At 41.3% G+C, this 15173-nt stretch carries 11 protein-coding genes; 4 read left to right on the top strand and 7 right to left on the bottom strand.

The annotated features are described in order from the left end of the window. The first annotated feature begins 50 nt into the window (after positions 1-50). A complete protein-coding gene (locus FIU87_RS03935; protein WP_152443386.1) occupies positions 51-1577 on the top strand; it encodes an FAD-dependent oxidoreductase in 1527 nt (508 codons plus the stop codon). A gap of 15 nt (positions 1578-1592) precedes the next feature. Here the strand turns inward: FIU87_RS03935 and FIU87_RS21205 are convergent, their stop codons facing one another. From FIU87_RS21205 to FIU87_RS03910, 6 genes are all read right to left on the bottom strand, one after another. Continuing rightward, positions 1593-1733 carry a hypothetical protein gene (locus tag FIU87_RS21205; RefSeq protein ID WP_216647546.1) on the bottom strand — a complete coding sequence of 47 codons (141 nt, stop codon included), beginning with the start codon at positions 1731-1733 and terminating at the stop codon, positions 1593-1595. Between the two features lie 5 nt (positions 1734-1738). Further along, complete coding sequence (locus tag FIU87_RS03930; protein WP_152443385.1) at positions 1739-2407, bottom strand: DUF3885 domain-containing protein; 669 nt, start codon at positions 2405-2407, stop codon at positions 1739-1741. A gap of 213 nt (positions 2408-2620) precedes the next feature. Then, the gene (locus FIU87_RS03925; RefSeq protein WP_152443384.1) at positions 2621-3895 is read right to left on the bottom strand and encodes an ATP-binding protein; all 1275 of its coding nucleotides are present in this window, start codon (positions 3893-3895) and stop codon (positions 2621-2623) included. A gap of 174 nt (positions 3896-4069) precedes the next feature. After that, entirely contained in the window at positions 4070-5485 is a 1416-nt protein-coding gene (locus FIU87_RS03920) for an alanine/glycine:cation symporter family protein (protein WP_253905568.1), read from the bottom strand. Between the two features lie 289 nt (positions 5486-5774). After that, on the bottom strand, positions 5775-7583 hold the full coding sequence (locus FIU87_RS03915) for an ABC transporter ATP-binding protein (protein ID WP_152443382.1): 1809 nt from the start codon (positions 7581-7583) through the stop codon (positions 5775-5777). After that, positions 7564-9306, bottom strand: a complete 1743-nt coding sequence (locus tag FIU87_RS03910) for an ABC transporter ATP-binding protein (protein ID WP_152443381.1) — start codon at positions 9304-9306, stop codon at positions 7564-7566. The genes FIU87_RS03915 and FIU87_RS03910 overlap by 20 nt, the downstream gene beginning before the upstream one ends. Positions 9307-9519: 213 nt before the next feature. Here FIU87_RS03910 and FIU87_RS03905 point away from each other — a divergent pair, with 213 nt between their 5' ends. Both FIU87_RS03905 and FIU87_RS03900 read left to right on the top strand, forming a co-directional pair. After that, positions 9520-11010, top strand: a complete 1491-nt coding sequence (locus FIU87_RS03905) for an amidase family protein (RefSeq protein ID WP_152443380.1) — start codon at positions 9520-9522, stop codon at positions 11008-11010. Next, complete coding sequence (locus FIU87_RS03900) at positions 11007-12392, top strand: dipeptidase (RefSeq protein ID WP_152443379.1); 1386 nt, start codon at positions 11007-11009, stop codon at positions 12390-12392. Before FIU87_RS03905 ends, FIU87_RS03900 begins: the two co-directional genes overlap by 4 nt. Positions 12393-12434: 42 nt before the next feature. On the opposite strand, the gene FIU87_RS03895 is transcribed toward FIU87_RS03900, so the two are convergent. Then, a complete protein-coding gene (locus tag FIU87_RS03895; protein WP_152443378.1) occupies positions 12435-13544 on the bottom strand; it encodes a D-TA family PLP-dependent enzyme in 1110 nt (369 codons plus the stop codon). A 136-nt stretch (positions 13545-13680) separates the two neighbouring features. Here FIU87_RS03895 and hpaB point away from each other — a divergent pair, with 136 nt between their 5' ends. Next, entirely contained in the window at positions 13681-15126 is a 1446-nt protein-coding gene (gene hpaB / locus FIU87_RS03890; RefSeq protein WP_152443377.1) for a 4-hydroxyphenylacetate 3-monooxygenase, oxygenase component, read from the top strand. Positions 15127-15173: the final 47 nt, after the last annotated feature.

Genomic DNA, 15173 nt, shown 5'->3' with positions numbered 1-15173 from the left:
CCTCTAGATTGGAAAAATTATCAACAGAAACATAACTGGAGGTTATTAAGATGAGTACAAATCAATTTCATCCACTCCCAGAAGCTCCCAAGCCTTATTGGCGACAAGCCGCATCCCTTTCCTCTTTTCCAACGTTAAAAGAGGATAAGAAAGCAGATGTATGTGTGGTTGGTGGGGGAATTACTGGCATCACTACTGCCTATCAGCTTGTGCAAGAAGGAATGAGTGTTATCTTGCTGGAGGCAGATCAAGTGCTAAACGGAACAACAGGGCATACCACAGCAAAAGTTACCGCTCAGCACGGCATCATCTATGATGAACTCATTGGGCATGTTGGAAAGGAAAAAGCAACGCTCTATTATCAGGCAAATCAAGACGCACTCCACTTTATAAAAGACATGGTCAATCGAAAGAGAATCTCCTGTGATTATAACGAGCAAGACGCCATCATTTATGCTGCGAATGAGCAGGATGACCAAAAACTGATGAAGGAATGGGAGGCCTACCAAAAGCTTGGAATAGATAGTGATCTACTTACGGAAATTCCTTTAAACCTTCCAATTCAATCCGCCATTACGATGAAAAATCAAGGACAATTTCATCCTTTGCAATATTTGAGCGTGCTTGTGAATGAATTAGTGGAAAAGGGTGCAGAGATTTTTGAACACACAGTGGCAACAGATGTGGTGGAAAGCAATGGACTTCAGGTAGTAACAAAAAATGGGTCAAAGGTTTCCTGTGATCATCTTGTTATTGCTTCTCACTTCCCTTTTTACGATGGCATGGGGTTCTTTTTTACAAGAATGTATGCCGAGAGATCTTACGTTTTGGCAGCAAAAACAGAAAAACAACCACCAGAGGGAATGTACTATAGTGCTGGTGAGCCTACCAGATCCTTGCGTTATGTGACGATAGGCGGAGAAAAAATTGCTTTAATTGGTGGAGAGGGCCATAAAACAGGGCAAGGGAAGGATACCATCAAGCATTATGAAGCATTACGTAGCTTTGGCGAGGAAATCCTCGGCATAAAAGAGATCCTTTATCGCTGGTCTGCACAGGATTTGTATACGCTTGATAAAATCCCTTATATCGGCAGAATAACGTCAGGTCATCCAAATATTTACCTCGCCACTGGATACAGAAAGTGGGGAATGACCAATGGAACAGCTGCAGCGTTACTTATTCAAGACCTCATTTTGAATCGAGATAATCCATATGAGCATTTATTCACACCATCAAGATTCGTTGCAGACCCAAGTCTGAAAAAGTTTATTTCTACCAATATGGATGTAGCTGGGCACCTTATAGAAGGAAAGCTTGATCATCCTGCTACGACCACAGATGAGTTGGGACTGGATGAAGGAGCGATTGTCACCATCAATGGCCAGCGAGCTGGGGCTTATAAGGATAATAACGGTGAACTGTTCTGTGTGGACACCACCTGTACCCACCTTGGCTGTGAGGTGGAATGGAATCATGGAGACAGAAGCTGGGACTGTCCTTGTCACGGCTCCCGCTTCTCCGTTCACGGTGATGTACTAGAAGGCCCAGCAGATAAGCCATTAAAAAAACTTTAGTATAATGATAACGGGTTAGTTTTGAAGTACAAAAGTGTTAATAGCATAATGAATGTCAGGTGTTTTAGCAACAAATTCGGAGTACAAATAACCATAAAACAGCAATAAAAATGGACCATCATTTGGTGGTCCATTTTTTACGGTTAACCAGCTCATATTAGTTAGTGGAAAAGTCGTTCAATCTTTTCCTTGTCATATTCGCTAAGCCAATATTTGTATTGATTATATAATGGTCGAATGGTTTCTTTATTATTTGCAATGACTTCACAACCTCTATCATCATAAATAAAAAAAATGATATTTTTTGAAGCGTTTATGAAAAATACATCTGGATAATACGAGCCATTTCTTCCTCCAAATTTAGGTTTCAAGGGAAAATCTTCATTACAAGCTGCTTTAATCAACAAAAGGTATCGTATATCACTTTTATTACACTTTAAAAAAAACTGAGAAGTGTAATATTCATCCGTATCTTCTTCATCATCAAAAACAAATGGTAATGTCGTTTGCCGTATATTAAATTTCAAATTTTTATTTTTTATAGAACGTTGATAGACTTTTATTGGGTTTGTCCTATCTTTCAAACATTTAAGATGATATATATTCGTAACAAGAAAAATCTCATCTTGGTCCGAAAAAAGATAATGGAAAATAGCTAACGCTTGATTATATACACGATTAAACATATCAAGATTAAGGGTATTATCGTCATTAAACTGATACATCCCTTGTGCGAACTCGAAGTGCAGACCAATATCCCATTGATTATAAAGACTTGGCTTTAAGATTAGTCCTGGAAAAGTTGTATTTAAATAATCTCTTAATTCCATAATTCACGAACCTCGTTTATTTCTAATTTTTAATATCCACCCTTTTATCTAAGATAAATAATATCATTCCATTCAAATTTCTTTGTGCTTATGCCCAGTTTTCGGGCTGATTTGAACCAAAATTTGATATGCCAATTAAGTTTTTGTACTCCTAATCCGAACCCGTTAGTATAATGAGACACTGTCTTTTTTTCTTAAAAGGGCAGTGTTTTTTTACCCAGCGTTAGATTTTTCTACAGCTTTTACAGGTGGAAAAGAGATTTTCACCTCTGTTCCTTTCTCCATCTCACTATGATAAAGAACTTTTCCGTTCATGCTGTCAATTATACGCAAGGATACTGTTGTACCAAGTCCAGTCCCTTTGTCCTTTGTGGTATAAAAAAGAGTCCCAATTCGCGATACTTGTTCCTCGGACATTCCTACACCGGTATCCTTGACAACAATCTGGATGCCCCCTGCATTAGAAATTAACTTAACATAAACCCTTCCATCTTGAGGAGTTGCTTCTATAGCATTTTTAATAATATTGACGAGTGCTTGCTTTAGTTGGTTTTTGTCCGCATCCATATAGACATTTTTCTCCAAATAGCTTTCTATATGAACTCCATTTTTTATCGCTAGAGGATTCAAAAGCAGTTTCACTTCATTTAATAAATCACCCAAATTAACTTGCTCGATTTTTTTAAATTCCGGTTTAGCGAAATTAAGATAATCATTGATTATGGATTCAGCGCGTGCAAGCTCACTAAGCACCAGACTGATATACGAATGATTTTTCCCTTTCTCATCCTTTTGCATCAGCTGTAAAAAACCTTTCACTACTGTCAATGGATTTCTTACCTCATGTGCAATGGATGCCGCGAGCTCTCCTAGCATGTTTAGCTTTTCTGCACGCCTGATTTCCTGTTTCATGATTTCTCTTTCCAAAATAGCCTCGTGAATGACGGCAGCAAATCCAACACCTATCACTTGAATCAAACTAAAGAGAATAATGTAAAAAATCATATTGGTCGTTTCTCCCAAGGAATGCTGATCCGAAAAATAATTAACAAGTTTTGAGAGAAAGACTAGATTCGGCCAAAAGCCGATGAAAATTGCCAAGGCTATCCGTTTTTTCTTCGTCGTTATGTTCGTGAAATATCTCATTGCTAAAAAAGGGATAATTGCAGCTACTATTCCGCTAATCAACCCGAATAACAACAAATCTCCTCCTACGAAGAATCTTGTTATTAGGATGGAAAACAACACAATAATTCCCGCTCGCGGACCACCATATAAAAAGGCCATCACTAAAGGTATATAACGAAGGTCCCACATAAAACCTAAATCCATAAAGGAAAAGATAAGACAAAGGCTCGCTGCAATTCCTTGTACCAAGCCGATAAATAAAGGGGAATGACCTATTTTTCTATTTTCTGATACGACATATAAAATCAACACTGGTGCAATGATTATTAAGACATGCAAAAGTAGCTTTTCAGCCAACATTTCAGTCGCCCCTTATCTAATGAAAAATATCTATATAAAATACTGTTTCGACAATGGAGCAGAAAATCCTTGTATATTCTATCGATAAATGTGCTTTATTTGTTACTTTTGTAGGAGAAATAGAAAAGAGCTCATCTACACCACGGTAGATGAGCTCCTCTTTGATTCGAACATTTACGATGCTCGGTCATCGTCTTTTTCATATTCCTTTGTCCAGAACTCGGCATTTTTGATACCTAATTTATCAGGGTTAAAGGTTGGATCTACTCCACGTTTTCGCTGTTCGTCGTAGTCCTTCAATACGGCAAGCGCTGGCTTAATAAGCAGGAGAAGTGCAATTAGGTTTAACCAAACCATGATTCCAAGTCCGACATCTCCAAGACCCCAAGCAACTTTTGTTGGTCTTACTACTCCAAAGAACGTTGCAAACAACAGCACCACTTTTAGGATGAACATCGGTATTTTATTGCTACCACCACGAACAAGGTAAGCGATGTTCGTCTCGGCAATATAGTAATATGCCATAATGGTCGTAAATGCAAAGAATAAAAGCGATATCCCTACAAATCCAGCGCCAAATCCAGGAAGAACAGATTCTACGGCAGCCTGCGTATATTCAGCGCCCGCTTCTACACTTGCTCCAAGATTATTTACAAGGAACTGTCCTTCGTTATTTGGGTCTTCTACATTATAAGAACCAGTAAATAAAATCATAAATGCGGTTGCTGAACATACTAAAATCGTATCAATATAAACGGAAAACGCTTGAACAAGACCTTGCTTTGCAGGGTGAGATACCTCAGCAGCAGCGGCAGCATGTGGGCCTGTCCCTTGACCCGCTTCATTGGAGAATATTCCACGTTTTACTCCCCATGAAATGGCTGCTCCAAGGATTCCTCCAAATGCAGAGTCCATTCCAAAAGCACTACTAAAAATCAATCTGAAAACTCCCGGTAATTCTGTGATGTTCACAGCGATGATTCCTAATGCAACTAACATATAAGCAATAGCCATGAAGGGAACAACAAGTTGAGCAACATGTGCAATACGCTTTACTCCACCAAAAATAATAAGACCAATAACAATAACTAATCCGATTGCAACAGTGTATTTTCCAATACCAAATGCATTAGTCAAACCTGTTCCGATGGCATTTGCTTGCAGTCCTGGCATCAATAAGCTCATGGCCAATAGTGCTGCGAATGCAAAAATAATTCCGTACCATCTCCAGCCAATTCCTTTTTCAATGTAGTAAGCAGGTCCGCCTCGGTACTCACCGTCCTGCTTTGATTTGTATACTTGAGCAAGTGCGGATTCAACAAAAGCACTTGAAGCACCAATAAAGGCGATGGTCCACATCCAAAAAACTGCTCCAGGACCACCCATCGCAATCGCAGTGGCAGTTCCGGCAATATTACCTGTACCTACACGTCCCGATAAAGAAATCGATAAGGCCTGAAACGGGGAAACCCCAGCACTGGAAGCTTTTCCAGTGAATATTTGCTTAATCATATCCTTGAAAAGCCTTACTTGTACAAATCTTGTTAAAATGGTAAATAGTAATCCTACTCCTAGACAGAAGACAATCATCGGTGTACTCCATAGATATCCGACTAATGTCTCTATCGATTTTTCAAATGACTCCAAATCGTAATCCCCCTTTAACTTATTTGTAATATTTAGAATTTTCTTGCTGTACAGCATTATAAAGCATTCTACTCATTAATACAACTCGAGACTTTTTACCTGTGCTATATCACCTACTCCACAACCATAAAGGAGCCAACTTTTTCCAAGTTAATCAACATTCCTTCAGAAAAGAACTACAATAAAAAGCACCCTTCACGACGGAATACGAGTCGAGAAGGTGCTTTTGTAGTTAACCAACCTCTTTTTTCAACTGACTAGTGAATAGTTCATAGTAGAATCCTTGTTCAGTTAGCAGAGTATCATGCGAACCCTTTTCAATGATTTCCCCATCTTTTAACACCAAGATTTGATCTGCATTTTGAATCGTGTTCAGGCGGTGGGCGATGACAAAGCTTGTGCGCCCTTCCATTAAGCGTTGTAAGGCTTCTTGTATTTTCATTTCTGTAATAGTATCGATGCTACTTGTAGCTTCATCTAACACCAGTATGGAGGGATTGGAAAGGACTGCGCGCGCAATGGACAATAATTGCTTTTGTCCCTGACTGATGCCGCTGCCGTCCTGCTTCAGATGAAAATGATACCCACCAGGTAATTTCTTGATAAAAGAATGTGCATTGGCAAGCTTAGCTGCTTCCTCCACCTCTTCGTCAGTAGCATCGAGTCTTCCGTATCGGATATTTTCCAGTACCGTTCCTTCAAATAAAAAAGAATCCTGCAAAACAAATGCCATATGCTTTCTCAAACTTGAACGTTTTATCCTTTTTAACGGGTGACCATCTAATAAAATTGTACCGCTATCTACGTCATAAAAGCGGGAAATCAGATTGATAACTGTCGTTTTCCCAGCACCTGTTGGCCCAACAAACGCCACTGTTTCTCCTGCTTCCACATGAAAGCTTATCTGATTGATTGTATGGTCATCGTCTTCGTAGGAAAAAGATGCATCTCTAAATTCTACTTCACCTTTAACAGCATCAAGCTCGATTGCCTCCACTTCATCGCTCTCTTCCTCTACCTCATCCATTACATCAAACACCCGCTCTGCTCCAGCAACTGCTGATAGTAACGTATTGAACTGGTTTGCTAAATCATTTAAAGGACGGGTAAACTGCCGAGAATACTCCGCAAAAATGACAATAATACCAATGGTAATCCCAGATTGAGTATTTAAGGCAAGCAAACCTCCCACTCCGGCAATTATCGCAAAGCTTAAATTATTGAGCATGTTCATTAGCTTTGGAATAAAGCCTGAATAGGTTTGGGCCCAATAAGCCGATTTCTTTAGCTTGAGACTCTTCTCGGTAAACTCTTTCATCACCTTATCCTCTTGCGAAAAGGTTTTTACAATACGTTGGCCAGAGATAGTTTCTTCGATGTACCCGTTTAGTTCTCCAAGATTTTTTTGCGTTTCCTTAAACAATGGACCTGTTCGGTTCGTAATCCATTTTAAACCAAGAAACATGACAGGAATAATAATTAAAGTAATAAGGGTCAGTAATGGACTTAAATACAGCATCACAGAAACTGTCCCCACTAAAGTTAAAATGCTTGAAAAGATTTGGATTACTGAGCTATTTAACGTGGAACTGACATTTTCCATATCGTTTGTAACCCGACTCATTAGCTCCCCATGCTGCCTTTTATCGAAATAAGGAATAGGGAGCTTGTGCAAATGCTCAAAAAGCTGCATTCTCATCTTCAGTACCGTATTTTGTGCAATCCCAACCATCCAATAGTTCTGTAGCCACATGGAAAGAGAATAAAAAATATACACAAACACCAGTCCAACAATCACTTGAAGAAGACCTTCGGAGTTTTGGTCCACAACGTAATCATCAATTGCCATTCCTACAATAAATGGACCCAATAAACCCAGGGCAGAGCTTGCGACAACCATAATCAATACTAAGCTCAATAAACTCTTCTTCTCCCCAAGGTATCGCCAAACCCTGCTAATGGTTCCCCACCAATCCTTTGCTTTTGGTTTTGGATTGGCTTTACTTGCAGCTGCAGCGCTACTACTTATACGCCTCGACATGCTGTGTCACCTCCGTTCCAAACTGTGACTGATAAATCTTTTGATAAAGGGTGGAGGATTGTAGAAGCTCTTCATGACTTCCTTCCTCTAATAACCTGCCATCTTCTACTAACAAGATTTTATCTGCTTCCATAGCGGTGCTAACTTTTTGTGTCACGATAAACATGGTACAGTCGTACGGTTTGATGGCGGAAAGGAGCTTTGCTTCTGTTTTTAAATCCAATGCACTTGTGCTGTCATCAAGCATGAGGATTTTCGGCTTTCGAACAAGGGCTCTCGCAATCGATAGACGTTGCTTTTGACCTCCAGAGAGATTGACCCCTTTTTGACCGAGAATGGTATCATATTTTTTTGGCAGCCTTTCAATTGTGTCATGAATTTGAGCATCCTTTGCAACACTAATTATCTCTTTTAGGGTGGCATCCTCTTTTCCCCAGGCGATATTATCCTTTACAGATCCAGAGAAAAGGAGAGCTTCCTGTGGTACATAGCCAATTTGCTTGCGCAGACGTTTTAAAGAGAGCTCGGTGATGTCCTGACCATCCACTTTTATTACACCGCTCTGTACATCATAAAGTCGCGGAATTAATTGAAACAAAGAAGATTTTCCTGCTCCTGTTGCTCCCATGACAGCCACTGTGGAGCCAGCTTCTGCTGTAAACGTGATATTCTCAAGCACAGGTATGTCTGTATTTGGATATCGAAAAGAAACATCCTCAAATGTTACTTCCCCATGTAAAATAACTTTTTTATCATTAGCATTTGCTCGATCAACAAGATCTATCTCTTCCTCTAACACATCGGTAATTCTGTTTGCAGATGCTTTTGCACGGGCAAACGCCATGATGATAAAGGAGAAAATCGATAATGCTCCAGTAATTCTTGTGGCATAGTTAACAATAGCAACAACCTCTCCTACCTGAGCTCCGCCATTGGTTACTCCGATACTTCCAAACCAAAGCACAGCAAGAATACTTGCGTTCATTATTAGGAGAAGTATTGGCATCGTAACCTCCATGAGTCGAAGGGCAGTCACCGTTTCGTCCTTCAACCCTTCGCTTGCATGACGGAATCGTTTGATCTCATGCTTTTTGCGGAGAAACGCTTTAATATGCCTGATGCCTCCTAGATTCTCCCTCATCACGTTATTCACACCATCTAGCTTTTCTTGAACATTTTTGAAAAGCTTTCCTCCCTTTTTCATCACCCAAACAAGGAAGAAGAACAGCACCGGCACACCAACGACAAGGAATACTGCAAGCTGCCAGTTCACAATGACCGCCATCACCACACCGCCTATCACCAGTAAAGGGGCGCGTAACATAATCCGTAAACTCATAAACACCGTGTTTTGTATTTGTGTAACATCATTTGTCATTCTGGTAATGAGGGATGACGTCGGGAATAGGTTGAAGTTGGCAAAGGAAAAGGACTGAATTTTTCCAAACAACCCTTTTCTGATATCAAAACCGAAGCTTTGACTGACATGGGCTGCGAAAAAGGAGTTGGTAATTCCAGCTGCAAAGGCAATAAAAGAAAATAACACCATGATGCCGCCCCATTTTAAGACTGCGTTAAGATCTCCTGTTAAAATCCCCTCATCAATAACTTTGGCCATTAATAAAGGATGCATCAACTCGACAACCAGTTCCGTTAGCATTAACAGCAAAGCGATGATGACTGCGAGCTTATAAGGCTTTAAAAAAGAAAAAATTCTACCCATCTAACTTATCCTCCAAACCATTCACTCTGTTTAGTCTGCGTTGAAAGACACAAATCTATTTTTCACGCCGATGATATTTCGTTTAGCGAAACGAATATCTTGAATTTTAAATTTTCTTCTCTTATCATACCTTTTTTGCTATGTTTTTTAAATAGTTTGAATTATTATTATAAGTGAAAATATGTAATTATTCTTCGAAGGAGGCAATGTTCGATGTACCATCCAAAGCTCGCAAGTATAGTGGATACATGGTTACCTGAGGCTACCATTGAAATGCTACAGGAAGCAATGGAAACAGGTGCGCTTTCGTCAAAGGATTTGGTTCTGATGTACTTGCATCGCATAAGTCAGTATGACAAGAATGCATCCACAATTAATTCCGTCCTTGAGGTGAACCCTGATGCCGTTCACATCGCAGAAGCGCTTGACCTAGAAAGAAAGCAAAACGGGGCACGTGGACCTCTTCATGGCATCCCCATCCTCTTAAAGGACAATATTGACACAGCAGATATGTTACACACAAGTGCGGGCTCTCTTGCGTTGGAAAATAATATTGCACAAGAGGACGCGAGCATTGTGACGCAACTTCGAGAAGCGGGAGCAATTATCCTAGGAAAAACGAACCTAACAGAATGGGCTAATTTTATGACACAAAACATGCCCAATGGCTACAGTTCTAGAGGTGGACAGGTACTAAACCCTTATGGTCCAGGAATTTTCGATGTTGGTGGGTCAAGCAGTGGTTCTGGTGCTGCTATTGCGTGTGGATTTGCTGCAGCAGCAATCGGGACGGAAACATCTGGGTCCATTTTAAGTCCGGCAGCTTCCAACTCGATCGTTGGAATCAAGCCAACCGTAGGACTTCTAAGCCGGCGAGGTATCATTCCTATTTCCGTTAGTCAGGATACTGCTGGTCCCATGACCCGAACAGTACAAGATGCTGCCATCCTATTGAGCGCGCTCACGAGTACAGATCAAAACGATACCGCCACCCTCTCTAACCCGAACCCTGGCATCGATTATACCTCCTTTTTACGGAAGGATGGCTTAAAAGGGAAAAGAATTGGTGTCGCAAGAGATCCGTATTTTAACGAATTAAAAGAAGAAGAAATAGCGCTAATGGAACAAGCACTACTGACAATGAAAGAGCAAGGTGCGACCATCATTGACCCGATTGATTTACCTTATGCCAAAGATAAATGGGATTATAACACCTTATTTTTTGAGTTCAAACCGGCATTAAACGCCTATTTACAGAAAACAGGTCCAAACGTACCGATTAAAAGTCTGAAGGACCTTATTTCTTTTAACAATGATGATAAAAAACGCATGCTAAAACATGAGCAAACAGTGTTAGAGGAAAGCGAAAGGTACAGTGGAACCTTGACAGAATCAGCCTATATTCATAGCAGAGAAAAGGATATCTACCGAACAAGAGAGGATGGAATCGACCGGATTATGACAGAGCATCAACTTGATGCCATTTTGACTCCTCATTACTATGGCTGTGCCATCCCAGCAAAAGCTGGCTATCCATCTATCACCGTACCAGCTGGATATACAAAAGAAAACAAACCACTTGCTGTCACTTTTACAGCAAGGGCATTTGAAGAAAGCACACTTATACAAATCGCCTTTGGTTACGAGCAAGCAACACAGCACAGAAAACGACCTGTGTTTAAAGAGGAAGGGGTACATATATGACAACAGCGACTATTTCCACCTATTTAAAAGAGCATCGAGAAAAGCATTTGGAAGAACTAAAAAGTCTATTGACGATCCCAAGCATCAGCGCATTACCTGCCCATAAGAGTGACACAAGGCAGGCTGCAGAATGGATCGCAAATAGTCTTCGAACACTTGGCATGGAACAGGTCACCTTATTCGAAACAAAGGGCCATCCGATTGTTTATGGGGAATGGTTAAAAGCTCCGGATAAACCAACCGTATTAATCTATGGCCACTATGACGTACAACCAGTTGATCCTATGCATCTATGGGAGACACCTCCTTTTGAGCCAGAAGTACGTGCTGACAGCATCTATGCTCGCGGTGCAAGTGATGACAAAGGGCAAACCTTTATGCATATCAAAGCATTAGAAGCTGTACTGGCAACAACGGGCACCCTTCCGTTCAATTTTAAATTTTGTATTGAGGGAGAAGAAGAGGTCGGCAGTCCAAACCTGCCTGCATTTATCGCAGAAAAAAAAGAGATGCTGGCCGCAGATATCATTGTCGTTTCCGATACGTCTATGGTGGAAGAGGACAAACCAACCATCTGTTATGGGCTAAGGGGAATGTGCGGCTTTCAGCTTGATGTAAAAGGACCGAAGCGCGATCTCCACTCCGGTCTTTACGGGGGAGCAATAGCAAACCCCATCCATGCTGTTGTTGAAATTTTGCAATCCTTCCACAATGGAGATGGGGTTGTCACAGTCGACGGCTTCTATGATAAGGTCGTTCCTCTTTCAGATGATGAGAGAACCGCCTTTAAGAACCTTGGCTTTAATGAACCAGCAGTCAAGCAAGAGGTTGGGGTGGAAGAGTTTTACGGCGAAAAGGATTATACTTTTTTCGAGCGAGTTTGGGTTCGTCCGACGCTTGAAGTCAATGGAGTGTATGGCGGCTTTCAAGGAGAAGGCATAAAAACGGTTCTTCCTTCAGAAGCGCATGCAAAAATCACCTGCCGATTAGTGCCTGACCAAGACCCTGATGAAATGCTCGCACTGCTACAGGAGCATGTAAATAAACACACTCCAACCGGCGTAGAAGTAACTGTCTCGCTTTTTGATAAAGGAGCACCATTTGTCACACCGTTTCATCACCCTGCCATTCAAGCAGCTGGGCGTGCATTGGAAAAGGTGTGGCACGTACCGACCTCCTTTACAAGAGGAGGAGGCTCGCTACCAATCGTATCCACACTTGACCAAGAGCTTCAAGCACCAATTGTCCTGATGGGCTTTGGCCTCCCGTCAGACAATGTGCATGCACCAAACGAAAACTTCAAGTTGAAAAACTTCGACAAAGGACTTTTAGCACTTTGTACTTACTGGGACGAACTTGCAGCCGTATATGCTTCTGAATAAAATCAACAAGGTGCCACACGTTAGACTGTGGCACCTTGTTATTTATGTCCGCATGCCTCGCGCATCAACTCTCCATCTATTCACCACATCCTCCCCTTCAATAACAATATATTCATCAAACATATTTGCCACCGTACATGCATGGTTTGGAACAATCAAAAGCTTATCATTCAACTTGATATCAGGTTTGGAGGAAAATGTAATCACCCCATGCTCTTCTGACAGCCGTTCGATGATTAATTCAGGATGACCAACCACATGGCCATAGCCTTTTACAGAATCTAACCCATGTGCACCTTTATCAAGACACAACGTTTTACTACCGGCATCAATAACAACCCTGTCCTCATGTACACCAACTACGGATGTAAGTACACTCAAAGCACACTCCTCGATGCCCGCAACACCTAAGCCAACCTGGATCGCATCAAAAAAGACGGCATTTCCCGGACGAACCTCGGTGATACCAGAAATCTTGCCTGAAAGCCGATACGTTGGTGTAGAACCAACACTTCGAACAGGGATTGAAATTCCCGCTTTTTCACACGCCTCTGCACTTTGCAGAACTGCTTCTGCTTCTTGTAAAGCGATACGCTCTTGTTCCTCATGGTTTTTTGCTCCATAAGAATGTCCAGCATGAGTGAAGATTCCGCCTAGTGTTAAGGATGATAAAAATACTATTGCTTGCGCAAGCTCGGCAGCTGAACGTCCGGGCTTTACTCCACAACGATTTAATCCGGAATCCACTTTAATCCAAACCTCGAGACGATGACCACTTTTTTCTAAGCCCTTTTGAAGCAGTTTGATTTGCTCAAGACTGTCGACGGCAATTTTTAAGTCTACACCTTTGTTCAACAATCCAAGTACCCGCCCTATTTTTTGAGAACTGGAGATTGGGTAGGCAATTAACATATCACGAATACCTGCCTCTGCCATCACTTCTGCTTCTGCTATTTTTGCAGTGGTAATCCCTGTTGCTCCATAGGCAAGCTGTAGCTTTGCAATCTCTACCGATTTATGAGTTTTGATATGGGGACGAAGTTTAACGTTATGCTCGTTGGCAAACTGACTCATCTTCTCGATATTAGTCCATAGTTTTTTCTTATCTAATAATAATGATGGGGTGTCTAATTCTTTCACTTTTTGAATCATCCTGCACCTCCGACCTAGTTGTTCCTACTATATCATGCTTTTCTTTCCCTTCTCAATGAACCATGGGCATAGGTGTAAATCAGACAATCTCTCTTGCATACATTGTTACAAGTAATCTGGGCAAAGGGTGATAAAAGTGGCAATTATTACAGGCAAACAATACCTTGATAGAATTGATTCACTTAAAGCAAATGTATGGTATAACGGGGAGAGAATTAAGGGAAAAATTTCTGAACACCCTGCTTTCTCAGGAGTGATGAAAAGCCAGGCGGCCCTGTATGATATGCAAAACGAAGAGCGGCTACGAGATTTGATGACATTTGTTTCTAAAACAACTGGGGAACTTACGGGAACCTCTTTTATGACACCTAAAACAAAGGAGGACCTTGAAAAAAGACGCAAAATGGTGCAGCTATGGGCCAAATCTACCTTTGGGATGATGGGACGCACACCTGACTACAAAAACACCACTCTCATGGCACTCGCCTCTTCCGCTCACCTTCTTGCTGAACAAGGTCCAGAGTTTCCTAAACGTTTAAAAAACTTCTATGAATATGCACAGCAACACGATCTATCTTTTACTCATACATTCATTTCCCCACAGGTTAACCGCTCCTCCATGTATTATGAGGATGATGATGACATAATCACGGCACGTATTGTCGAAAAAAAATCAGAAGGGATTGTCATTAAAGGAGCTCGCCTTCTCGCTACACAGGGCGGTATCACGGATGAAATCATTGTATCTACCTCTGGACTAAAAATGTTTGAAGAGCCCTATGCATTTGCGTTTAGCATTCCCAGCAACACGGAAGGACTCAAATTCATTTGTAGGGAATCATTTTCTTACGATACCTCCTCCTTTAACCACCCATTGGGTTCTCGTTTTGAGGAAATGGATTCTATCGTTGTAATGGATCACGTCCTAGTCCCTTGGGAAAGAGTGTTTGTTGCCGAAAATATTGAAGTAGCAAACAAGCTGTTTTCCTTCAGTAATTTCAAACCACTTGTAACGCATCAGGTTGTCTCACGGCAGATTGTAAAGACGGAGTTCATTCTTGGGGTAGCTCAGCTAATCGTAGATTCCATCGCTATTGGTGAATATGGTCATGTCAAAGAAAAAATAAGTGAAATTATTGTAGCACTTGAAAACCATAAAGCACTTCTTCTTGCCTCAGAAGCGAATGCAAAGCCTGATAAGCACGGCACAATGGTACCAGATGTCACCCCTCTGTCGGTTGCCATAGTACAGTATCCAAAGATATACCCAAGGCTGATTGAAATCCTGCAGCTGCTTGGTGCCAGTGGCCTTGTCTCTATTCCAACTGAGGCGGATTTCTCCTCTCCCGTTCGGGAAGACATAAATCTGTACTTGCAATCCGCCACCATGGAAGCTCCCTCACGGGTAAAGCTATTCCGCTTGGCTTGGGACGTGAGCATGAGTGCATTTGGCTCGAGACAAACCTTATATGAGCGCTTTTTCTTCGGATGTCCAACACGCCTTTCCATGGGACTTTATCACGAATACAAACGACAAGATCTTGTAGAAGATATCGCCAACACATTTGGAATCAAAAAATAAATTAAGACACCATGCCCGAAGATTGCATGGTGTTTTTTCTCTTCCTA

The organism is Bacillus sp. THAF10 (assembly GCF_009363695.1).
Classification (GTDB): domain Bacteria; phylum Bacillota; class Bacilli; order Bacillales; family Bacillaceae_I; genus Sutcliffiella_A.
Note: the sequence above shows the minus strand (reverse complement) of the source record. Positions and strands in the feature narration are given on the sequence as shown.